Origin of the sequence: Rhizobium sp. GCM10022189 (genome assembly GCF_042656325.1) — a bacterium.
GTDB lineage: Bacteria > Pseudomonadota > Alphaproteobacteria > Rhizobiales > Rhizobiaceae > Rhizobium.
In genome coordinates this window covers 259,164-280,955 of the sequence record NZ_JBHSOR010000037.1, presented here as the reverse complement: position 1 = coordinate 280,955, position 21,792 = coordinate 259,164, and the positions used below count along the sequence as shown (strand labels likewise).

Here is a 21,792-nt window from a genome sequence, read left to right as displayed (position 1 = left end):
GTACTAGTTCCTCTTGAGCCGAACCCAGGAATGGCGTTCGAGATTGATTTCGGAATGCTTGGGATGGTCATGGACCACGACGCCCCGGTCGATCAGCGCCCAGAGCGCGTCCCAGCCGTGGGAGAACACCACGTCGGGGGTCGCCAGGACGTCGTAGACGCGGGCGCGTCCGCCGAGCCGTCGAAGGGCATCGAGGATGGCGCGGTTGTTTTTCTCGTTGTTCATCACCCGCGCACGGAGGATCGAATTGGCCCGGTAGACGGCGGCCTTCGTGATTTCCTGTTCCGTGAGCGTCTTCACGAAATGTCCGAACCGGCGTAGCGACTGGGCGCGGATCAATTCGAGATCTGCATCGACCTCGGCCGCCGTTTCGCTATTGCGGATGGCGAATAGTCCGCGTGCGCCCGAGCGGTAGTCGACCCTGAGATCGAAATAATGCTGGCGGCGGCGGCCGTCCTTCTCGAATGGTACCGGACCGAACTGAGGTCGGACGGCCACCACCGCAGGATGGGCCAGGAAGATGGCCATCGCGGCCCCCTCGAGATCGCTTTCGAGCCACATAGATGTGTTGGAGAGAGGGTCGACGATTTGTACCCGGTTGGAGACGATGCTTTTGCGTTCCTCGACGGGGATGAGATCCGGGCGATTGCGGATCGCAATGTTTCGATCGGATTTTCCCGGTTCCGGGTAGATGTTTTCCCAGATGTCGGCGTCACCCCGATAGCGCCGGTGCGATCCGGGACGCTTGCGGGGACGATCTGGCTCTGCGAACACCGTTCCCGGTCGACGCGGAAGGCCAGTCATGTCGATGCCGCGCCTGCGTTCGTGGACGGCATCGCGGATGATTGTTGGATGCATTTGAGTTTCCTTTTTTGGACATAGATCTTCCGTTTCCCGAGAGCGGTGCTCACGAGATCGGTTTTCCGGCTGCAATCGCGGTAAGCGAGCAGCGGTCTTTCGGGCAGTGGGCCATCCATCACCGATCCACGCCGCGGATGCGCGTCTCAAGGCGGCCCGGGGCCGGGATATCCGGCAGCGAGTGTCGCGGGTCTTTGGCTGTTGGCGATGCCGGCGCCAGGTGTTCGCCCTGGCCGCAACAACGGCGGTTGTGAACGGCGACATGACGGGAGCTGGCACGCCGCTTTCGTCGCGCCGGCGCAGCCAAGGGCCAAAGTGCAAAACCGATTGTGCATCAGATCTTGAAGCCTGCTGTCGGCCGGAGCTCTCCCTTTCGACCGACACCGGGGCTGGGCGCGTACCAGGTTGGAGAGCGTTTGCGTGGCTCGAAGTAAAAGTCGTCCTCCAGCTCGTAGACGTTTCTTTCAGCAGTGAAAAAGACGTCGTCGAACTCGCCGGACGATTGGGGGCGATCGTTTTCGTGATTTGCGAGGTTGCTCATTTCGGTTTCTCCAATTCGTGGACGCACGTCATCGTTTGCCGGGAGCGCGTAGCTCGCGGGCATGAATAGTCCTTTCGCCCGGTGCTTCAGGCACCGAGCATGACCGGATTGAGTGAAAGCCCGCGACCGCTTACCGGTTAGGAGGGCTGACAGCAGTTCGTCTGAAATGTCATGCGTACCGACCCCCGACACACTCGGAGGTTCGTATGGCAGGGGCGGATTTCAGGGCGGGAAGGAGCGATCGATGCGCAAACGCACGGGGGCGTAGACAGCTTCCGGTCTCGCGACGCAGATCCGTCGACATGCCAATGATACGATCTACTCGGCGATCGATTGTCGTTCGGTCTCTCTCGGGCCTTTCCCTCGGGCAGGCTTCGACCGAACGAGCTCGCGCTAATTCTGGGTCGAAGGTGCCTCGGTCGATATTATTATCTCGAGCATACTTCTCTCCATCGCTGGGCCTATGGCGGCCAGCTCGGACAAAAGCGTCGCCGAGGAGGGTTAAATTCTGGTAAACACAACAGCTGGGCCGTTGCATGTCAGGATTTCCCGCCTCCAATGCGATTGAGGATCGCGTTCTTGAAACGCAGTAGGGCATCCTTGTTAGGTCGCTGCGAGTGACTCCCCTGATTTTAGGGCGCGATCGACGATTGTGCCCGACGAAAGACCGCAGTTCGGGCCAATGGACCGCGATGCCGATGACGCGGGGATCAGTCTCGAAGTGGACAAGGTCCTCCATCATGAGCGGCTGCCTTGTTTTGGCCCAAGGCGTCGTGGCGTTCCGCCTTATGAAGATGTCGGGAATTGTGACGAGTCTCGCGCGAACCTTGATCTCGCTGCCCGGCTTATAGGGTTTCGTGGAGATGTGTTTCATACTCGACCTTTTATGGCTCCGCCGTCCGCGAGGACGGCGATCCCCGCTTCCAGCAGTTATCTTCAGCTTGTTGTGCTTACAGGCCGTAGCGATCCGGGCGGGCGGACACAGAGCAGATCATGCGGGCGATCTCCTCCTGCAACGGGGTGGTCAGCAGATCCTCGAGGGCGGGCAGATCGATGTCGGCCGATCCGATGAAGGAGGCGGAAAAGAGGATTTTCTTGGACGTGAACATGGGCACACTTCTCCTATGGCCGCTCGCGAAGGCGGCGGCGTGCGTCGAACAAATTGGGAAGCTGAGCTCACTCCGGCGTCTGCCTGGACCACTTGACGGGCAGCGAATACAGTCAGGCGTCGCCGCCTGGCTATTCGTTCGCGTTCGCGAGTGATGAGGCACACGGCGTCCAGGGCAAGACGTGCCCCGGATAGCGACGGCCGGCGAGCGGGAGAACGCGGGTCAAGCATCGCCGTTAACGCCTTACGCGTTATACAGCGATGAACGCCGGTTTTCCGTTTGATTTCCGGGCCGTACCCGTTTACAGATGTTTCATGGCTTGAATCCTAACTGCGAGCCATAGGCTGACGCCTGCGTCAACAGGTCCAGCCACCCAAAAACGGGCCGCTCTCATTAGCGGTCCGTTTCTACCTCCGGCACCATTAGGCTGGTACCGTTGAGCAGCATTTAAAGCGGCCCCACGACAATGACAAGACCTCGAATTTCGGCCATTCAACTTTGGCGCGTAAGGACGATTTTTGACGTCTCCGTGTTCTGGGGCAGGCAGGTAGTGGCGCGCAAGGAAATTTGTGAAAATTCCTAGGCTGCTGATTTCCTTGGGAAATTGTAGAACTCGTTTGTTAATGCTTGGTGGTGCTAAAGAGGAGCTACGACTGGCGGGTGTTGCAAGGATTCGATGGTCCAATCGCCCTCTCATCGAGTTCTTGAATTCTCGCGTTGGATGTACCGGCGCTCGACGGTCGCAAATGGTTACGAGAAGCCGGGAGGCCTTGTAAGGTCCGGGTTTCGATTGCGCCGATACTCGCCTCGCGCCTTCAGTCGAAGTTTGCTAGACTTGCGGCAGCCGACCGGGATTTTTCCGAGCGGTCGGAAAAGCAGATGTCGGCCAAACTGTCAGCGAGTTCTTTGATTTCCTGCTTTGTGATGGCGCGGTCTCCTTTAGTCCAAAGGATTAAGGAAGGATTCCGGTTGTCGTCAATTCAAGACCCCAACGCGAAAATTTATCGAGGTTTCCTTCGTTCGGGCGTCCCCCTGGACCCGTTTGGGCGGAGGTCGAACCGGCAATTCCATGCAACCTATGCCGGTAGTTGAAGCAAAAATATTTTTTAATTGGTTGCGAAAAAAAAGCGATTTAGGCTCGTTGAAGCTTAAAACGACCATCTAACCACTCGATTGCGCCGGCCAATTGGTGTCTTCTAATCAGTTGCGAGCGCCGTCCGCCGACAGCGCACGCTCCTTCACGGGGCGTTTTTGCCTCCACCTGCAGAGACCTTTCGCTTAGATCTGAAGCTCCAACCGTCGTTCGGACGTAGCGGCTCCACCGCGCGCCGGCCGAAAAGGACGAACAAATGTCGATGGAAGCATGTGGGGCTTTGAATGTATCCGCTGACAGTTCTCACGAGCCGAAGGAGCACTCTCGATGACGATCGCGGCTTTACGCACCGGTCACCTATCTAGCGCTTGAAGCGAGAGGTTGCCGCCCCAGCGTTCCTAACGCTCTTTCACTGCGCGGGCGGGGATTTCGCAAACCTCACCGGATATGAATCCCTTGAAATCATCGATCGCGTGATCGCTTCCGGTACCGCGACCGATGGGCGGTCACCAAACTAATCTGATTTGTGCAGGTCGACCTAGCGGCCTGTGCAATCGTTGTTCATTGGCGACGGACGCGGTTGCGCCGGCCCGAACATCTTGGCAGCATATCAATGTTATCGGACGGAGGCGGGATGGCCCAGTATGTAATCGACATGAAAACAACGGCTACATTTCGCGTGACGGCTTCCTCGAAGAAGGAAGCGCTGAAAGCTTTGCGGGAGGTGACGCGTGATCTGGATCTCCAGATTGAGGTCGGCCACCGAACTTCGATAGAGTTCGTCAACATCACCTGCACAGAGGAAAATCCGGAGGTCGTGGGTCGGTACTAAGGTTCGAGCTCATTCAAGAATCGTGTTCCGCGATTTGGATCGCCGGTTGCAGAACCGGAATCCGTTATCAATTCCGTAACCATTCCACATTAGCATATGCTCACGTTCTACCCTTAACACGGATCCGCTCCGACATGACCAACGTGGTTCTGCACTCGATACGAATACGCTGAGACCGGCGCGCTATGGCGCTGAGGCTGATGACGTGTTCCTAAAATCGAGGCTACCATGGAGTCTATTCCAGGGACTGGACCGCTTGCTGCTGCCAGAAGCAGGGCGTCCATTCAAAATTTTCCACCGTCTGCAACCATCAAATGTGAAGGCGCTCGAGTTTTCCGATCGAGAGCCGCACGCGATCTTGCCTGTCTGCTCGACGTAAATCCGTCTGTGGTTTCTTGGAGTTGCATGCCGGTGGCGATCGAGATCGGTGCCGATCTACACGTCGCCGACTTTGGCATACTCGACAGTGACGGAGTGTCTTGGTTGCTAGACGCGCCCGACCGCCGTGCGGAGTTGCACCTCGATTTGTTCGGAGACGCGGCGGCGCGAGCCAATTGGCGGTATCGGTTGGTTTCACGGAACGAAGTTTACGAGGGTTTCAGGCTAAGGAACGCCCGCGACCTCCTCAGATATGGTCGTCATGAGGTGGCGCTCGGAGATCGCGTGCGTCTTCTGTCCGTGCTGGACGAGAACGGATCATTACCTTTGTCCGATTGCCTCACGGTGATCCGTGAGACCCAGCCCGTCGCGGCCGTAGCTGCGATGATTCTGCACGGTTTTGTCGAGGTAGACCTCGACGAGGCGATCCTCGGGCCCGAAACGATGGTGAGACGAATAGCTAGGTGAGCCTTTTCCCTCCCATTCCCAATCTCATCGTATCGAGGCTCACTATGGATTTTGAATTATATAAACGGGACGCTCGGCGTCCCAGCCTGGCATTGAAGGTCGCCGCTATCGGACTCCGGCGCGTTCTCAGGCCTTTCCTGCGTCACCCCGAAGCCAGCTTCCGCGCTCTTGTGGTCCTCGATGACTGGAGCGCGGTCGACATCTATAGGCAGGCCTGCAACACCTTACTGGAAGCCGACAACAACTACGATCCGGCAGGAAACAGAACGGTTCTCGTCACAAAGGCGTTCGAGATCAATGACCAGCCGTCAGCTTCGATGGTGGCCAAACTCAGGCCCATTCGACATGCAGTGATCTTCTGCGATAAGCCGGAAGAGATTTCTCAGCACCTTCGACTGGTATTAGACTTCGATGTTTCCGTGCCGAAACCAACAGCAGCCGATTTCGCGAGGGCGGCAGAGCGTCTTAGCCTGCCCATCAAACCAGGAGAGGCCGAGCAGCTGGCCGCGTTCCCGCTGGAAACCGTCAGCCTCGCGGCACGTCCTGGGAGACCCGTCGCCAGAGCACTGAAGTCCCTCGCATCCATGCAGGACCCGGATGCCGAAGCGAAGCCCCAGGCACAGTCAAAGAGAGGGCCGAACCTGGAAACGCTGGCGGGGTACGGGGAGGCGCGGGACTGGGGACTTCAACTCGCCGCAGATATACTGGCGTACAAGCAGGGAAAACTCGAGTGGGCGGATGTTGACCGCGGCGTTCTCCTTCATGGTCCACCAGGAACCGGCAAGACAATGTTCGCTCAGGCGCTTGCAAACACCGTGGACATTCCTCTGCTGCTTGCATCTGCCGCGCGATGGCAGTCGGAGGGACACCTGGGAGACCTCCTCAAGGCCATGCGGGATGTGTTCGATCGCGCCAATAGGCTGCGCCCATGCATTGTCTTCATCGACGAGTTCGACAGCTTCGGCAGCCGGCGCTTCAACGTCCACTCCCAACATCACGATTACAAGCGTCATGTCATCAACGGCTTGCTGGAGTGCCTGGATCCTTCGGAAGGCCGGGAGGGGATCATCGTCATTGGGGCTACCAACGACATCGACGCGATCGATCCGGCGCTGCTTAGACCGGGGCGGCTGGAGAAAACCGTGGCGATCGAACTGCCCGATGGCGACGCCCGTATCGAGATCCTCAAGCATCACCTGGGAGATTACGAGACGAAAACGGATTTCAGAGAGTATGTCTTCGGTTCTCGAGGGATGACAGGAGCGGACATCGCGAAGGTGGCCCGCGATGCACGACGCTTTGCTAGAAGGCGAGGCTCCACGGTTGTGTTGGAGGAAGACATCCTCGCCGCGATCCCTTCGCGCCTGCCGCTGACGTCAGACCAACGGTATAGAGTAGCAGTCCACGAAGCAGGGCATGCGATCGTAGGCCTGACGCTCGATCTCGGGCCGCTCGAAATGGTGGCAATCGCGAGCCATCTTCCACGTGAGGGGGAGGAGGTCGCGCTGGGGTTGACAGGCTTCCAGCCGGCGAGTGCCGCCTTCTCGACCGAAGCGGACTTAACCGCGAAACTCACGATGTGCCTTGCGGGATTGGCGGCGGAAAAGCTTGTGCTCGGGGGGCACTCCGTCGCTTCTGGAGGCGGCCCCGGTTCGGATTTAGTGCGTGCGACTGAAATCGCATTGATGATGGAGAGATCTTTCGGGTTTGGCACTTCGCTGGCGACGGAAGCTGACAACAACACGGCCCGGCAGTTGCACGACGAGACCCTCGACCGCGCCGTGGAGGCTCGACTACAGGCGAGCCTTAACTCGGCACTGGTCATTCTGGAGACGGGCCGTTCGGCGCTGGATGCTCTTGCCCTTGCCCTCACAGAGCGGCTCGCGCTGACCGGTGAAGCGGTTCAGGAGATCATTTCGGAGGCCTCAGGCAAAAAGGCACATGAAGCGAAAATCGGCAGCGGCGGAGGGCGATCATGACGCCCGACGACGAGGACAACGATGACGACCCACAGTCCGTCGGGCGTAGATTGACCTTCGGCTCTTTGCTCGATGATCTTGGCGACAAAACAGTCGGGCGGCGCATCGTGATCAAGCCAGGGCGCAATGGGAAGGCTCTCAAAATCAGGCGTTATCGTATTCCCGAAGACCCCGCGGACGAAAGTTAATAAAAGGCTCGGCGTCTTCGTAGATTCCCCGCGGCGGGTGCTGAGCGAACGAATGAAGTCATCTTTTTCACGTTCATAACGTAATGGGTGGATCTGAAGCCGACGCGCTCAAGCACATGCTGATAAACGCCGTTCTTCTGGTTTTGAACAGCTCTTAAACCGGGTTATACTGCTCCCGTGTAAATATGAGGTGCCGCCTTCATGAGTCATACGCAAGAGTGGAGCAAGACCGATGCCGAGAGGCATATCGATGAGATCTTCGAAGGCGCGAAGAGCGGAACGACACAAAAAATCAAGGATGCCGATGGCACCTTCGAGCTACGGTTTGTTCCGTCTTCGGGAAAGTCTGCCGCGGCTAAATATTTATCTCGAGGCGGCCCCGACGATACCTAACCTCTAAATTAAAGACGCTGGCAGACGGCAGCCGTCGTCGGGCTTGCCGCGACAGCACCTGGCTTGTGGCTGGCATTGGCTTGGCCATTTGGAACTTCGAGTACCTGTTGTGGAAGCCACGAATACGCGAATGACCATGCGACCGCGAAATGCTCAATGGTGCGCCAAATTCGCCCGGGCCCCTTAGCTCACACGTGCAGGAATTCCTCTAGAGAGCGAAACACGCCGAACGAAATGGTTCGTCCGCGCCGAAGCGCTCCCACGACAACCCCAGCCCGGTAAGCTGCAAGCTCCCTGACGTGATCGGCTGATTCAGCGAGGACCGGAATAACGGTGAGACCCGACTGCTTGCCGGAAGTTCTGCGCTCGACGGCCTCTTGGTATGCTTTGCTTTCGCCTGCCGCGCGTCTTGGCTGGCTCCACTGCGATTGGGAACGGTCCAACGATCCATTTGAGGGTCGTAAACGCCGGGGAGCGGGAAGAACCGATCAATCAGATCGAAATCGGTACAGTTGAGTGTGGCGATCGGCATGTCGTAGACAATAGCCGTCGCCGCTATGGCCAGATCTTGGCCTGGTTTTTTCCGCCCGCTCAAATCGACGTACCATAAATGCTTAAGCGGGCCGCTGCACAACATCTCTCCGAGCTGTCGCGCGACTTTAGGCGTGGGCAGTGGGTAGTCGAACTCGGTATCGAGGACACCGTCAAGCCAGTCCCTTAGCTCAGCTGCCTTCAGCGGGGAATCGAACGCCTTTTGGCTTATTCCGGTTTCGACCTCGAGGATTACAGCGAACGGGATCGCAACGCGCTCTTGTCGCTCGAGCCAATCGGAGACGACAGGGTGCGGACGAGTCTTGCTAGCGTTACAAATTATATTCGTATCGAGGAGGAAGACGTCCTTGGCCATCTGTGCGATCTCGCGTCAGCCTTGTCGTATTGCATGACCGTCGCCTGATATGGTTAACGGGCGGTTAACGCCTCGCTAGTTTGTGCTCGTGGTGAGATCAAAAAACGGTGCCGCCTCAACCTGAGCGGCATATTCTAAACGATCGCGATCTTGCTCATCGCCGTTTAGCCAACTATGGCCTAGTTCCCTTGGTTCTGTGGCTCACCCGGCTAAAAGCCTCGCAATTTGAGATGTGAATCATTCAAGAAGGGACCGATTGACCTTTCAAAAAATCCGGGTCAGCCTGATTACAGAACGGCTAGCGACCGATGCTGAGCGGTCAGATTCCCATCGCGGACAGGAGGCTGCATGAAGCAGATTATTTTCGGCTTTGCTCATCTCAGCGAGCTGATCGAGTTCATGATGGAATATTTGGAAACGGCTCCTTTGGAAGTAGTGACTGCGACCGCTCGGGCGCTGCACGTTCTTCCGCGGGACGATCTATTCGCTATCAAAGAAGCGCTGAAAGATCCCCACCTCGACGGTAAGAAAATAGCGGCCTTGGGGTCGAAATTGTTGGAGCTTCCAATCTCCTATCAGAAGGACAGCGTTGTCTACATCGCCGATCCAAGTGATGCGGAGGATTGCTCGGAGCGAGCGACGGCGGAACTTCTTGCAAGGGCGGAGGCCTCTGCTACCCGTTTAAGCTCGGTCAACGCCAGGTGGGCCAAGCGCTGATGTCGTACATCGGGCGCTGTCGAGATGCCGATCTGCTGCGCGATGCTTACAGATCGGGAAAAGGTCGTCGCCCTTCTGCTTGCGCGAGGCTGCTCCATCGCACGCGTGTTTGGCATTGGTTTCGCCACGGTGAGGACACACGTTGGAAGCCGCCCTTCCTAACTGGAATGTTTCAACCGGCCGAGGCGGCAGGCCCGATCGCGGGATTGATTTTCAAGATGACCGCGAGACGTTTGTGCGATGTGTCATCTGCTGTGTAAGAAGGGTCATCCGGGTTTTTGGAGTTCGCAAGAGGGCGATCGCAACATTTTTTGAAACGCGATCCAGAATGCACGGGAAAAATTTTCGGTATTTCGAGTGATGCTCAAGCGGCGGCGGTTCGCTGAAGAAGCTTTTGCTCGAGGCAGGATGACCGACCCAGGTTTCGTATACGATGTTGCGGACCCCCGAAGTGCTCGTAAACGTCCGTAACTCCTTCTTGCTGCCGGCGCATTTCGGAGCCAACCTTGTTCTTTAGGGGAGTGCTACGATGAATTCATTGACAGGATCAGAAGTGGAGCGCGCTGAACGGTCGGAGCTCTACGCCCAACGCCAGTTGGCATCGTTCGCTCGCGCGGATGCGTCAGCTGCAGAGGTCGCCAAAGCGTTTTACGTTACGCGGAACGCCAAGCTGCCGAGAGCCGCCATCGAATTTCGGTTCGATGAAGAAATCGCCGGGGACGGATACTGGCCCTTGGTCGGAGGGTTTGGGGCGGCGTTCGAGTCGTACATATCCAGTCTTCGGAATCTCGAGGCGGTTCGTCGCTCGACAAGCGTCGTGAAAGGACTGACCGACAACCATCTTGAAGCTTTCGAAACCGTCCGGAGTTCTGCCGCTGCTCTCGATCGGCTTGGATGGCCGGTCAACTGGGAGCAGAACGTTCAGAAGATTTTGGAGACCACGGATCTTGGAGTCCGAAAGGGAAAATTGGTGAGCCGCTTAGACGATCTACCCGAATACACAACGTTGTCCGAGGAAATGCTTCTGCTAGGTAGCCTGACGTTTTATCACCAGGATCGAGTTCAAGGCGAAGAGCCTCGGCCCTTTAGGCCAAAGTCCCTCACATCCCATAGCAGGCAGTTCGAAGGGATAACCATGCATCTTTGTCAGCGAAGTGATCGGGTGCCCGACCGCTTTCGGTATTGTAGTGAATGGCTTGAAGGGAAGGGCGGTCGAACCTTTAGAATCGCGATCTGACGTCAGCCGACCTCGCACAACGTCTGTAACGTTCAGATCGAGCGCGTTTCGAACAGTCCAAGTAGGATTATCCGCTAAGGGATCAATATTGGAGGCAGTGAAGGCGAGCTGTTCGCGGCCTCATGCGTTCAGAGTTTTCTCGTGTTCTCCCACCGCTGGAGCGTCGATTTCTCGCAATGTTTTCTCGCCGATAGCCACCCAGAGCCCAGGGTCCTCCGCTAGTTTTCGATCGAAAGGCAGCGCTTCAACCCTTAAAGGCTCCCCAGGGGTAGAGCGCCTTTCTGGTCAATGATGGCCTTGTAGCGGGCCGCGGAATGTCTCCAGTACGCCGCTTTCTGATCGAGTGTGCCACTCCACGACATTGTACGAATCCCGTGAGCTGCATTTATCGGTGGATACTCTGGCCGCAGACGCCCTGCAACGACTGCATCGGACCCTTTATTCTTGATTGCTCTACCCACCTACCTCAAGATACAGCCTCTCCGCCGTTTGCTGACGAATTCGAAAGCCATGTCGTAGATAGAAATCCGCGGCAGCTGGATTGGTTGTCAGAACGCTCAAGCGGAGTGGCATTTCAACCCGCTCGGCGTCAGCGATGACTCCTGTAAGAACTATCGAGCCGATGCCTTTCCGCTGAGAAGTAGGGATGTACAGTTCGTCGAGCCAGAGATGGTCATAGTGCCTCTCGACAGTAACGCAACCGACGTCTCGACCATCTACCATGACGATCTGACATTCCTCGATCGAAGGTCGGCAACTCAAATTGGACGGCCACGAGTCCCAGAGTGCGATTGCATATTCTCGCATACAGACTTCCTCCAGCCACACGAGATAAGCCTTGTCGGTCTCGGTTGCGGGGCGCATTGAGATCATTAAGGGATGCCTCCGAGTTTCGCGAACAGACTGGCGCGTCCGGGAGCCTTTTCGGCAAGGAAGAATGACGCCGTGGAAGTAAGTAATCGCCTTGAGGAAATCCTCAAGCAAAAGAAGGCACTGAAGGATGCGAACAAATTGGCTCCAAGAAGGCGGCACGAATTTAGAGGGCATTGCCGTCTTGGGAGACAAACTCTTCGGGTTCCGAGGTCCGCTTTCAAGTGGCGAGGCTTTCGTCCAGGATGCGATCCGATGCTTGGTGTTCGCCGATCGTCAAACTCTTCGATCTTCGCGTCTATGAGATTCCTGTAGCGCATTGATCGCTTGGGAAGGCCTCGATGAAGCGTTCGCCGGGAGGGTGAAAGCCCGCACGGGACTGCATGAGGGAGAAAGGTCTATCGGCGTCTACCTGCGAGTCTCAACAGCGCCAATCCAATCCTAAATCTCCACGACCTCAGCCATCTCGAGGTACCTGCAGAACGCATTTGCAAGCTGCATTTGGCGAGGCGTCTTGCATTCTACCTCGGATAGCTCTGGCGATGCGACTAGAACGACCATGCACTTCGCTCGGCTAACGGCGACATTCAATCGGTTCGAACTATAAAGGAACTCCATTCCGCGCGGCGCGTCCGCGTAGCTGGACGTGGCCGTCGAGTAGATCGCGATCGCGGCTTCTTGACCCTGGAACTTGTCAACCGTCCCCGCATGCGCGCCCGGAATGCGTTTCTTGATCTCGAACACATGCGCGTTGTATGGCGCGATGATGATGATGTCTTCAAGTGTAAGGGGTCTGGTTACACCCTTGCGGTCCGTCCAAGTCATTTTCGAACCAAGCATCGTTTCAACAATCTGACGGACGGCGTCCGCTTCTTCGATGGAGCGCGACTGGTTGCCCGAATGGCGGACTGGGACATAGCGCAACCCGGTGCCCTTAAAGGGGCCTTCCGAAGCCGTCCCTTGAATGCCGCAGGCCTCCTCGGCATCGAGTTTGCCTTCATAGAACAGTTCGGAATTGAAGGCCGCGATATCGGGGTGGAGTCTCCAAGTAGTCCCGAGGAAAAGACCCTCTTCAGATGAGATGGTCTTCTGTCCCCGCAGGAGATGATCAAGGGCAGATACCCCCGTCCCGTCGGGATGGGAGCCTTGCGTTGGTTGCTCCAGCTGTTGCGGGTCGCCAAGGAGGACGAGGGATGACCCCGCCTGCGAGACCGCCAGCACGTTCGCGAGCGACATCTGCGCGGCTTCGTCCACGAACAGCACGTCAACGCTCCCTGCGGCGTCCTCGCGAGCCCAAAAGAAGGAAGTGCCGCCCATTAACCGCACGTCGCCGGACGCGATCGCCGTTAATGCAGCTCCATTGTCCGCGAAGAAACGGATGTCGTCAGTGTCCTCCGCCTTGGATGAGAGTTTCTGGCCCGCTTGCACTCTTAAGCCGTCCTCCTTGGCGATCTGAATGGTTTTATCGATCAGATGGCGGATGACTTTGTGGCTGTTGGCCGTGAGTCCGATCCGCTTTCCTTGTTTCAGCAGGGTAAAGATCATATGCGCTGCCGTGAAAGACTTCCCGGTTCCCGGGGGGCCTTGGATCGGAAGCACACCAGCCTGGAGCTGCGGGGCGATACGGACCGCGGAGTTCAGGGCGTCTTCCCCATCCATATGAAGCGTACTTGCGACACGAGGCGGGTGGCGCAGAAGGAGATCACGGGCAGCTTGATGGGGTCCGCTTCCCTCTATGCCATGATCTGCAATATATTCACCCAGCCGCAACAGGGAGTTTTCTTGCTCGGGAGTCCGTATTAGCGTGTGGGCGAAGACACCGTCCGGATGGAGATCGGCCGACTTCTTGCTCTTCTTGACGTCAACCGTTCTCGCATCCTGCGAGATCGCCACCACCTTGCCAAATGACTCTCCACCGACGGCGCGGAGCTCGTCCTCGTCTCGGATGTCCGTATCTTGCATATCGAATTCATAGCGGTCGATCGGGATGCCGCCCTTCGTCCGTTCGACCGTGTCGACGAACCATAGCCCGCCCAATGCAGCCTTTTCGTCGAGGAGTTCCTCCGCAGTCAGGTCGCGAAGTCGAAAATACTCCCACCACCCTGCCTTCGCCTCTCGGCGGTGCCAGCCGAGGCTGTGGGCTAGTATCCACCTGCCGTGCTCGGCGGCTGTTCTTTCCGCCGCGTCAACCGGCACGTCCCGTGTGAGTCGCTCAATGAGTTCGGCGACCTGCGCCTCGCGTTCTGAGACGCTTTCGCTCGGTTCTTCGTTCTGAAGGGAGGGGCGGTCAATGACCATTCCTGAAGCGATGGCGTCGGCACGGAGTCGTTCGAGCCATCCCCGCAACGCTTCCGTCGATCGACAATCGTCGTCATTGTAAGCCGCAACCAGCTCTTTGATATCGTCGGGTAAAGAGAGGATGTCGTCGAGCTCCAACGCGCCCTGTAGCGCGGAGAGCGCAAGGTTCGCATCCCTCAACGACGTCGAGCGCTCGAATCCATAGAACGGCTCCAGCCTCTTGATCGAGTAGCTCTCGACGCTTGCCCGAATGGCGTTGCGAACGACACTGTAAAGATCGATGAACACGTTGCCGCGCAGGAGATTGTCCAACTCGTTTTCGCGCGTGGCATAACGTCCCATTAGCCGTTTCAGTGTGCCAGGCTCATACGGCGCATAGTGGTAAATATGGAGGTCCGGGAATCGCGTGCGGCGCTCCGCAACGAAATCCATGAACCGCTCAAAGACGCGCTTTTCGGAGCTTCGGTCAAACGCCCAATCGGCAATCCGGATAATTTTGCCCGCTTCATTATAATGATACCCAAACAAATACTCGAGCCCATGCTCGCCGATGAACGGGTCGCCTTCGATATCGAAGAAAATGTCGCCCGGCGATGGTTCGGGCAACCGACAGAGCCCGGTGCCTGGGACGACTTCGAGCATTTCGAATTCCCGTCCCCCAGCCTCACGGGCGCTCACTTGGATGCTGGCCTGGGCTATAGTCTTTTCGAAACTCGCAGCGGAACCGCGTATGGGTTTCCAAGGCAACGCCGAGGGGAGGTCTGCGAGCGCCTTCATCGTGGTCACAAAGTGAGCCCGCAATTCGGTGATTTGGGTTTTCGAGATGTTAGCGACAAGACATAGATGGTCGTCGTCGCGCCTGCGGGTATCGCAGCGCTCGGCCCATCTGCAAACATTGCAATGCTCTGTCGGCTCTGGGTAAGGATCATCCCCTCCCGAGGTCGTCGCCTCTTCAGTGGCCTTCCGGACTCTCCTGAAAAACGCGGCAAAGTCGGTGACGCGGAAAGTCTGTGGTACGAAGTCGGACCAGGGCGCAACAACGTGCACGAACTCCGGTGCAATACCCTGCATCGTGCGGAGAAGCTCGGCATAAAGGCTCAGCTGAAGCACCGAACCGCCTTTCGTCTCTCGGGAGAGTTTCGTATCGATAATCTCGTAGGACCACGAACCCAACTCGCTCGCTCGTTCCACCCTCCGCAGAACGTCCGCTCGCCCGATCCATCGGCCGTCACGAAGCGCCGCCTGCACTATGATCTGTCGGCCCGAACGCATTGCGCTGATGGTCGCGCCAACGGTGTCGTCGGTCACGTCGACGCCGTTTACCACGATCGTATCGAAACCTTGCGCTTTCAGGTGATCCAGGAATTCCTGTTCATGCTTCAGCCCTCGCTCCCTCAGGACGTCGAGCAAAGGGTCCCAGCGCGCTGGTTTCGCGAGGGCTCCTTTCGCGACCTTGAGATCGAGCGCCGTCAAATGGCGACAGCTCAGGTGCCCTACGAGATCATGCGCGCTTAGGATGAGTTCACTGCCGATTTGCTGCATGCCTCAACTGTAGGCGGTGCGAGGCGGTTTGTCGATTTCTACGGGCGCGTCGCGCCGCGTATTTGCTTGAGAGGATCAAAGGAACTCAGGGAGATCGAGTGGAATCTCCGTAAGGGTGCAATGAAAGTCGTCTATTACCGCGAGCGACGGACCCTCCCGAGCATTCTGCTGGTTACTCTCTGATCGAAAATGATCTGGCTGTGGTGTCTTCGAGGAGAACTTAGCCCGAATGAAACCTGTCGTTCACCGTGCTCAAGACAGTGTGGACCCAGTGGTAGCGTTCCAACCAGAGACCGCGTATCGGTCTTCATCCCGGAGTAGAAACAGAGGCTCAAAGGAACGGCCAGTGTTCCGTTGTTGTCGTCATGATGACTGGCTGTTAGACCACGGTTGAGGGCCAAGGTCGCGCCTCCCTCCGGGGCTGCCTCTTGCAAGTCCTCAGGTTCATGACGTCCAGTAATCGATCACTCCGGCTGCCGGCCGACGCCTCGGCCGTTGTGCAACGGCATAAGCACGCGTCGTGATCTGCAGTCAGTTGGAGTGCTCGAGAACGGGGTGTCCAAGCTGAATGGAGGTCTGCCCGTCGATGCGAAGACCTTCCGGCTGCCCCGGCTTACCCAGTGCATTCTACGCCGGCTATTCACCACCGGTTCGGACCAAGGGCTGAAACTAAGGTATCAAAGAGGAGGTGGCAAAGCTTCGATCCGCTCATATACGGCTTAGATATTTGGCATCAACGACTTGCCTGCTGCCTAAAGCTGGCAATCATGTCCGCCGAAACGTCACCTGGAAAACAGAGTGGAGCATATCCGCCACCGCGGTTATAAGCACTCCGCTTGCCACAACGTCGTCCTCCACGGTCAACATTGTAAGGGCAGGCGCATGAACTGGGATACATCGCAATAGACTCGGCAATGATCCGTTGGACGATAAGCGAATTCGGTATTGACGGAGCAGCCGTCGGCGGCTCGGTCTTTTTCTGGGGAGCCGCTTCTTCTTTTGGCCCTGCCGACTGTGGCTTCTCTTCGGTCAGCAGACTCGCGGAAACCCAGCCGTCCCGCTGCGTCAGCATGTCGCGAATGCGGGACCAGTCGCCTTGCGTTTCGAGCACGGTGACTTCGCGACCGCTGTCGTATCTGTCGAGAATCCCGAACTGCTTGCCCGGACCATCGCGTAAAGCCACTTTGCGCCCCTTTACGAAACGAGTGATAGAGTCAGGCTGCGGAATGACTCCGATCGGCCTCCCCGGCTCCGCAATGGGCGCGGAGACAACCGACGGTTCAACGGGTGCCGATGCCAATTGTGTTCCCGCAACGGACTGAGTCTCAACGGGGCTACTCGTCGTCTGCGCGACCGGAGGCGAAGGCTGCGATGCAGTCTGCTCCTTGTGGCCAAACAAGGAGCCTAGTCCGCCCAAGGCCAGCACGACAAAGAGCAGAGCTGGTGTAAACTTGGGTGTCTTTCGGGATCGGCGTCTCCGCGCCATGGCAACTCTCGATAGCATGTTGAATATGAACGATTGCTCATACCACACGCGAAAGTCGAGGTCATTGACGGACTTTTTTTTGATATTGATTTTCGATGAAGCTTCGCGTGCGTGTAAGACCAAGGGCGGCAATACAGTGCACTGCTCCCGCTGCAAGAAGCCGCGCTCGAGCTTCATCGGCGGGCCAGGACATACATTAACCGTCCTCGGCGTTTATCAAAAAACGTATTCAATCGCCGCTGGACCGGGCACAACCAGTGCGGTACGGATTGCAAAATTAAGAAAATCGCAACCATGTGTCGGCGAGGACCGAATTGCGTTTTGAGGCACTAAACAAACTCTGGAACAACGTTCGAGAATCCAGTCACGACTTCCGTGCGTCGACGGAGATATTCCCGGCCCTCGATATGGAGAAGCTGGCACAGACGCTCGAGGTCCGGGAGAAGGGCGCGGAGAACGGAGCCTCCAATCGTCCCGCCGCTTCCGCGCAATCCCTCGATGAAATCGAACAGCGGATCGTGGGCCGTGTCGAACAGGAGAAGGCGTCCGCGTACCAGATCCTCGAGGACCAGTTCCAGACGTTCGAAGGCCGCCTTCGTAATCTCGATTTCGAGGGACAGTTCGGCCTAATTCGGCAGGCGAACGCGTCAAGTCTCTCGGACTTCAAGGCGGAGATCGCCAGCGGTGTCGATGAGCTTCATGGTCTTCGGCGCGACCTCAAAATCGCCGAAGACGAGATGGCCTCCTTCAAGCGAAACCATCGGCTCGACCGGGCTGCCAAGGTGCCGAGCGCCGGAGCCACGAGCGTGAAGATCGCGTTGCTCGTAGTCCTGGTCCTGATCGAAGTGGTTATGAACGGCAATTTCCTCGCCAAGGGAAGCGAGCAAGGCATCGTTGGCGGTATTACTGAAGCCATCGTCTTTGCCATTCTGAATATTGGGGCCGCGTTGCTCTTCGCGTTCTTCTGCGTGCGCAACCTCTTGCATCGGTCCTGGCTGATGAAGCTCGGTGGCCTCGTCGGACTGATTTTCTACGTGGCAGTCGCGCTTGCTGTGAATCTTGCGCTTGCGCATTACCGCGAGGTATCCGCCACTATCCTCGAGGGTGCAGGAACGGAGGTCATCCGGCGCATCCGCGAAAATCCGTGGGGCTTGGTCGAGCTCAACTCATGGATGCTGTTCGCGATCGGGCTTTTCTTTTCGATCCTGGCATTCATCGACGGCTGCGTGCTGACGGACCCATACCCAGGGTTCGCCGGCGTTCAAAAACGCCTGGATGCGGCTCGCGACCATTACATCAGCGGAAAGCAGGAACTCATCGACAATCTTCGCGAGATTCGTGATGAGCATAACGAGAAAATCGAGGAAATCGTTCGCGATCTCAGTTCCCGTCGCCAGGAATCGTCCGCGATAATAGCCCATCGAACTCGGACGGTTGGCCTATTCGCCGAGTACCAGAGCCAGCTCGAACGAACTGCAAATGCCCTTCTCACGATCTACCGGGACATCAATAGAAATGCGCGGACGGATCCAGAACCGCAGTACTTCGCTACTCCTTACAAATTGGAGCGGCTGACGCCGGTGACCAGGACAAGTGAAGAGTGGGATGACCGCGTCCTTTCGGAACGCATTCAGGTTGCCCAGACAGAACTGAACGAGCAGATCAGAAAGATCGGTTCGGAGTTCGAGGCCGCTGTCGAACAATACCACAGACTAGACAAGCTTTTCCCGGAGGCAGGCGTTGGCACGGAACAGGCGGCGTAACAGTCGCGCCAGGAAGGGCGGTTTTTCCGTCGGTTCGATCATTGCCACCGTAGCGCTTTCGGTCGTCGCTCTGGGTATGATCGGAGCCTTCGGATGGCTGAAATATCGTGCGATGTCGAATGTCTCGCTTGATAAGGTGTCTCTGTGCCCGGTGACGGGGCCGACAAGCGAGACGGCCATATTGCTCGACGTCACCGATCCGATATCGGAGCCCACTTCGCTCGATCTCAAGAACCAGTTCCGTTCGCTCGTTGAAGGTATCCCGGTCGGTGGCGCGATCGACATTTACGCGCTCACGGACAAGGAAGGAAAGCTAGTGAATACCTTCCACGGGTGCAATCCCGGAAGCGGAGAATTAGCTGACGAGTGGACCAGCAATCCGAGACTTGTACAGGAACGGTGGGAGAAGGGATTTCAGAAGCCTCTCGATGAGATCGCGGGCAAACTGGGCACAGGGGCCACCGGTGAATTCTCTCCGATTATGGCAGGTATCCAGCGGATCAACCTCGAGGCATTCCAGCGCCTTCCTGCGGCGACATCGAAAACGCTTTTCGTCGCATCGGATATGATCGAACACACGCCTTCCTTTTCCAGCTACCGTAATGGCGTCTCGATCGCGAAGTTCGATGCAAGCCCGGCGCGGGAAAAATTCAGGACATCACTGGATGGAGTGAGCGTCAAAATCCTCGCGTTCCAGCGTCCAGGGCAGAAGTTCAAAGCGGAAGACCTGGCTGCGTTCTGGAAATCATGGATCGAGCGCAACAACGGAGAATTCGCCGGCTTCACTCGTTTGGAGGGACTTGAGTAATGTCCACGAAAGATGGCAGCCGCTCGGCTTTCCGGGAATATGGCCCGATGGTGCTATTCGCCGGCGTGACGATCGGAGGCATGATCTTCATCTGGACGGCAAAACTCGCTGCTTGGTCAACTTTCGCAGTTACCGTCGTCCCGCTCGCCTTGATGGGGATCTACTTCCTTGCATCGATCGTGTTCGGTGGGTTTCGGCTGCATAACGAGCAGGCTGGCGACAATCTCTACTACATGGGCTTCCTGTTCACGCTCTCGAGCCTGGGCGTGTCGCTTTACCTGTTCGCGGGCGAGACATCGATCGAAACCATCGTTCGGAACTTTGGCATCGCGGTGACCTCAACGATTGCCGGCGTGACACTGCGGATTCTATTCAATCAGATGCGCCGTGATCCGCTTGATATCGAGAGGAGCGCTCGACACGAGCTGGCCGAAATGACGCGCCGGGTCCGGACAGAGCTGGATTCCTCTTCGCGCGAGTTTTCGAACTATCGCCGCGTGAGCAACCAGATGCTGACTGAAGGTTTCGAGGAAATCGCCCGCCAGGCGGAGAAGAACGGCGAGCAAATCAGGAATGCCATCGAGGCCATTTCCAAGGAAGCGATCGTCCCCATTCAAGAAGCGGCGAAGAAGCTGTCGTCGATCATCGAGGACCACAATAGGTCGGTGACCGACCAAGCGGCCGAGGCGACGAGGAAGCTCACCGAGACCACCGATAGACTATCGAGCATCATCGATAAATTCGGTGTTGCTGTTCAGGGCGTGGGAAGCCGACTGGAGGAGATCAAGTCGCCTGAAGACGTGGTCCGCGTCGAGCTCACTCCGACCATCAACGCCATTAGGGAGATGACGGAGGCCCACCTCAAACGCATGGAGGAGGGCGTTGCTGAAACGCGTTCGCAGTCTAGCAAGGTCGATGAAGCCCTGAAGCCTCTCACGAGCATCGACGCCAAGCTGGATCGGATTGCCGAGGCGCTCGAACGCGAGCGGGACGTTCCGGCTATTGGGGCGGAGCCAAAGCCGGACAATGTCCCCATTATGCCAGCCTTTGCTTCTACCGATGCTTTCAAGGCCGAAACGGACGCCAAGCCGATCGTCTTTTCTGAGAACAAAGTAGCCGAGGGATCCTACGAGGCGGCGGGCGAGCCCAAGCGACGGTGGTTCAAATGGTCAGCACGGTAGGCGAGAGCCCGAAACTCGAGCACAAGGGTTACAATCGTGGCTTGATCCTTGGGCTGACGATGGCGGAATCAATGCTTCTGTTGGTCTTCTGCCTTTTGCTCGTTGCGGCGGCGATGATCACGGCTGAACGAAAACAACGCCTTGATGCCGAGCGCCGCCTCGTCCAACTGGAAGAACAGAACCGCGAACTGTCGGCTCAGTTGGTAGAGATGCAGTCGAAACTGGGAACGACCCTATCGGCGGCCGATCGCGCGGCCTTCGAGCGCGAATGGAGGGAACTGGTTTCCGCTCGTCAGGTTATCGACCGGCTCAAGACGACTGGTGTAAGTCCCGATGATCTTGCGAAACTAGCCGCGGTCGCGAAGGTTCTCGCAGAGAACAATATTCCAATCGACAAGGCTGCCGATCAATTGAAAAAGCTTCTCCAGGCCGGGATAAAGCCTCATGAGTGGCCGCCGATTATCAATTTGTCCGAAGCTGGTGGGTATTATTTTACGTCTGGTAGCGCGGAACTCACACCTGCGTTTCAGACGAAACTTAGCACCTCCATCGGCGACCAGATCGCCGACAACCTTCGACGGTACCAGGTAGATGTCATCGAAGTAATCGGTCACACCGACGAGCAGCCGATCTCTAGAACGACGTCCAATCTCGACAAGACGTTTATCAACGTGATCGGCGGCCAAATGCCAGTGACGACCCTTCAACCGGCCGACAACGCTGGTCTTGGCCTTGCGAGAGCCATCGCCGTTGCCAACGTGCTCAAGGCCGATCCAAAGCTGAAGGGAGCCACTGTCCTACCGATGTCCGCGGCCCAATTGGTGATGCCTGGCGACATCCCGACAACAGGGCAGGCGGGCGATGTGAAGGAGCGTCGTCGTATCGAGATCAGAGTCAGGCGGCGGGCAGAATCGCTGCAGCCTTGAGCGGTTGCCCAAACTAACATCGTATGGGGAAAATGATTGGGTAGGCCTTTAAGCGCCAGCGCGAAAGCTTCAGGGTGTTCTTTCGGATAAGGTTCGGCGATCCACGCTGAGGAAATCCCGAACAAAGACCTGAACACGGCCATCTATCTGGGAGAGCGGTTGCTAGCCCTTCTGAGCAACACTCAGGCGAAAGGCCAAACCGGGTAGGTAGAAGGCCA

The 21,792-nt window shown here is 57.3% G+C and carries 18 protein-coding genes; 11 read left to right on the top strand and 7 right to left on the bottom strand.

Translation table 11 applies throughout. The features are described from left to right. Window positions 1-3: 3 nt before the first annotated feature. The 3 genes from ACFPWW_RS14690 to ACFPWW_RS14680 form a co-directional block, all read right to left on the bottom strand. Entirely contained in the window at window positions 4-804 is an 801-nt protein-coding gene (locus ACFPWW_RS14690) for a hypothetical protein (RefSeq protein WP_377312259.1), read from the bottom strand. 388 nt (window positions 805-1,192) lie between these two features. Continuing rightward, window positions 1,193-1,399, bottom strand: coding sequence for a hypothetical protein (locus ACFPWW_RS14685; RefSeq protein ID WP_377312258.1), 207 nt, complete (start codon window positions 1,397-1,399; stop codon window positions 1,193-1,195). Window positions 1,400-2,349: 950 nt separating this feature from the next. Further along, window positions 2,350-2,508, bottom strand: a complete 159-nt coding sequence (locus tag ACFPWW_RS14680; RefSeq protein WP_377312257.1) for a hypothetical protein — start codon at window positions 2,506-2,508, stop codon at window positions 2,350-2,352. Window positions 2,509-4,235: 1,727 nt separating this feature from the next. Between ACFPWW_RS14680 and ACFPWW_RS14675 the strand changes: the two genes are divergently transcribed. The 5 genes from ACFPWW_RS14675 to ACFPWW_RS14655 all read left to right on the top strand — a co-directional run bounded on the left by ACFPWW_RS14675 (window position 4,236) and on the right by ACFPWW_RS14655 (window position 7,839). Next, on the top strand, window positions 4,236-4,433 hold the full coding sequence (locus ACFPWW_RS14675) for a hypothetical protein (protein ID WP_377312256.1): 198 nt from the start codon (window positions 4,236-4,238) through the stop codon (window positions 4,431-4,433). Window positions 4,434-4,844: 411 nt separating this feature from the next. Continuing rightward, the gene (locus tag ACFPWW_RS14670; protein ID WP_377312255.1) at window positions 4,845-5,279 is read left to right on the top strand and encodes a hypothetical protein; all 435 of its coding nucleotides are present in this window, start codon (window positions 4,845-4,847) and stop codon (window positions 5,277-5,279) included. Between the two features lie 44 nt (window positions 5,280-5,323). Beyond that, complete coding sequence (locus tag ACFPWW_RS14665) at window positions 5,324-7,258, top strand: AAA family ATPase (RefSeq protein WP_377312253.1); 1,935 nt, start codon at window positions 5,324-5,326, stop codon at window positions 7,256-7,258. After that, window positions 7,255-7,446: a hypothetical protein gene (locus ACFPWW_RS14660; protein WP_377312252.1), complete on the top strand. Its 192-nt coding sequence runs from the start codon at window positions 7,255-7,257 to the stop codon at window positions 7,444-7,446. Before ACFPWW_RS14665 ends, ACFPWW_RS14660 begins: the two co-directional genes overlap by 4 nt. Before the next feature lie 201 nt (window positions 7,447-7,647). Further along, entirely contained in the window at window positions 7,648-7,839 is a 192-nt protein-coding gene (locus ACFPWW_RS14655; RefSeq protein WP_377312251.1) for a hypothetical protein, read from the top strand. Between the two features lie 208 nt (window positions 7,840-8,047). On the opposite strand, the gene ACFPWW_RS14650 is transcribed toward ACFPWW_RS14655, so the two are convergent. Beyond that, entirely contained in the window at window positions 8,048-8,746 is a 699-nt protein-coding gene (locus ACFPWW_RS14650) for a PIN domain-containing protein (protein WP_377312250.1), read from the bottom strand. Between the two features lie 348 nt (window positions 8,747-9,094). On the opposite strand from ACFPWW_RS14650, the gene ACFPWW_RS14645 reads away from it, so the two are divergent. Both ACFPWW_RS14645 and ACFPWW_RS14640 read left to right on the top strand, forming a co-directional pair. After that, the gene (locus ACFPWW_RS14645; RefSeq protein ID WP_377312248.1) at window positions 9,095-9,463 is read left to right on the top strand and encodes a hypothetical protein; all 369 of its coding nucleotides are present in this window, start codon (window positions 9,095-9,097) and stop codon (window positions 9,461-9,463) included. A 529-nt stretch (window positions 9,464-9,992) separates the two neighbouring features. Further along, on the top strand, window positions 9,993-10,700 hold the full coding sequence (locus ACFPWW_RS14640) for a hypothetical protein (protein ID WP_377312246.1): 708 nt from the start codon (window positions 9,993-9,995) through the stop codon (window positions 10,698-10,700). A 453-nt stretch (window positions 10,701-11,153) separates the two neighbouring features. Here the strand turns inward: ACFPWW_RS14640 and ACFPWW_RS14635 are convergent, their stop codons facing one another. The 3 genes from ACFPWW_RS14635 to ACFPWW_RS14625 form a co-directional block, all read right to left on the bottom strand. After that, a complete protein-coding gene (locus ACFPWW_RS14635; RefSeq protein WP_377312343.1) occupies window positions 11,154-11,507 on the bottom strand; it encodes a GNAT family N-acetyltransferase in 354 nt (117 codons plus the stop codon). A gap of 504 nt (window positions 11,508-12,011) precedes the next feature. After that, window positions 12,012-15,410 (bottom strand): TM0106 family RecB-like putative nuclease, encoded by a 3,399-nt coding sequence (locus ACFPWW_RS14630; protein WP_377312244.1) that lies wholly within the window; start codon window positions 15,408-15,410, stop codon window positions 12,012-12,014. Between the two features lie 733 nt (window positions 15,411-16,143). After that, entirely contained in the window at window positions 16,144-17,073 is a 930-nt protein-coding gene (locus ACFPWW_RS14625) for an SH3 domain-containing protein (RefSeq protein WP_377312243.1), read from the bottom strand. Window positions 17,074-17,210: 137 nt separating this feature from the next. On the opposite strand from ACFPWW_RS14625, the gene ACFPWW_RS14620 reads away from it, so the two are divergent. Genes ACFPWW_RS14620 through ACFPWW_RS14605 form a run of 4 tightly spaced genes read left to right on the top strand, consistent with a single transcriptional unit; the run spans window position 17,211 to window position 21,574 of the window. Next, window positions 17,211-18,659, top strand: coding sequence for a hypothetical protein (locus ACFPWW_RS14620; RefSeq protein ID WP_377312242.1), 1,449 nt, complete (start codon window positions 17,211-17,213; stop codon window positions 18,657-18,659). After that, a complete protein-coding gene (locus ACFPWW_RS14615; protein WP_377312240.1) occupies window positions 18,637-19,467 on the top strand; it encodes a hypothetical protein in 831 nt (276 codons plus the stop codon). The genes ACFPWW_RS14620 and ACFPWW_RS14615 overlap by 23 nt, the downstream gene beginning before the upstream one ends. Further along, a complete protein-coding gene (locus tag ACFPWW_RS14610; protein ID WP_377312238.1) occupies window positions 19,467-20,648 on the top strand; it encodes a hypothetical protein in 1,182 nt (393 codons plus the stop codon). The genes ACFPWW_RS14615 and ACFPWW_RS14610 overlap by 1 nt, the downstream gene beginning before the upstream one ends. Then, on the top strand, window positions 20,633-21,574 hold the full coding sequence (locus ACFPWW_RS14605; RefSeq protein ID WP_377312237.1) for a hypothetical protein: 942 nt from the start codon (window positions 20,633-20,635) through the stop codon (window positions 21,572-21,574). The genes ACFPWW_RS14610 and ACFPWW_RS14605 overlap by 16 nt, the downstream gene beginning before the upstream one ends. Window positions 21,575-21,792: the final 218 nt, after the last annotated feature.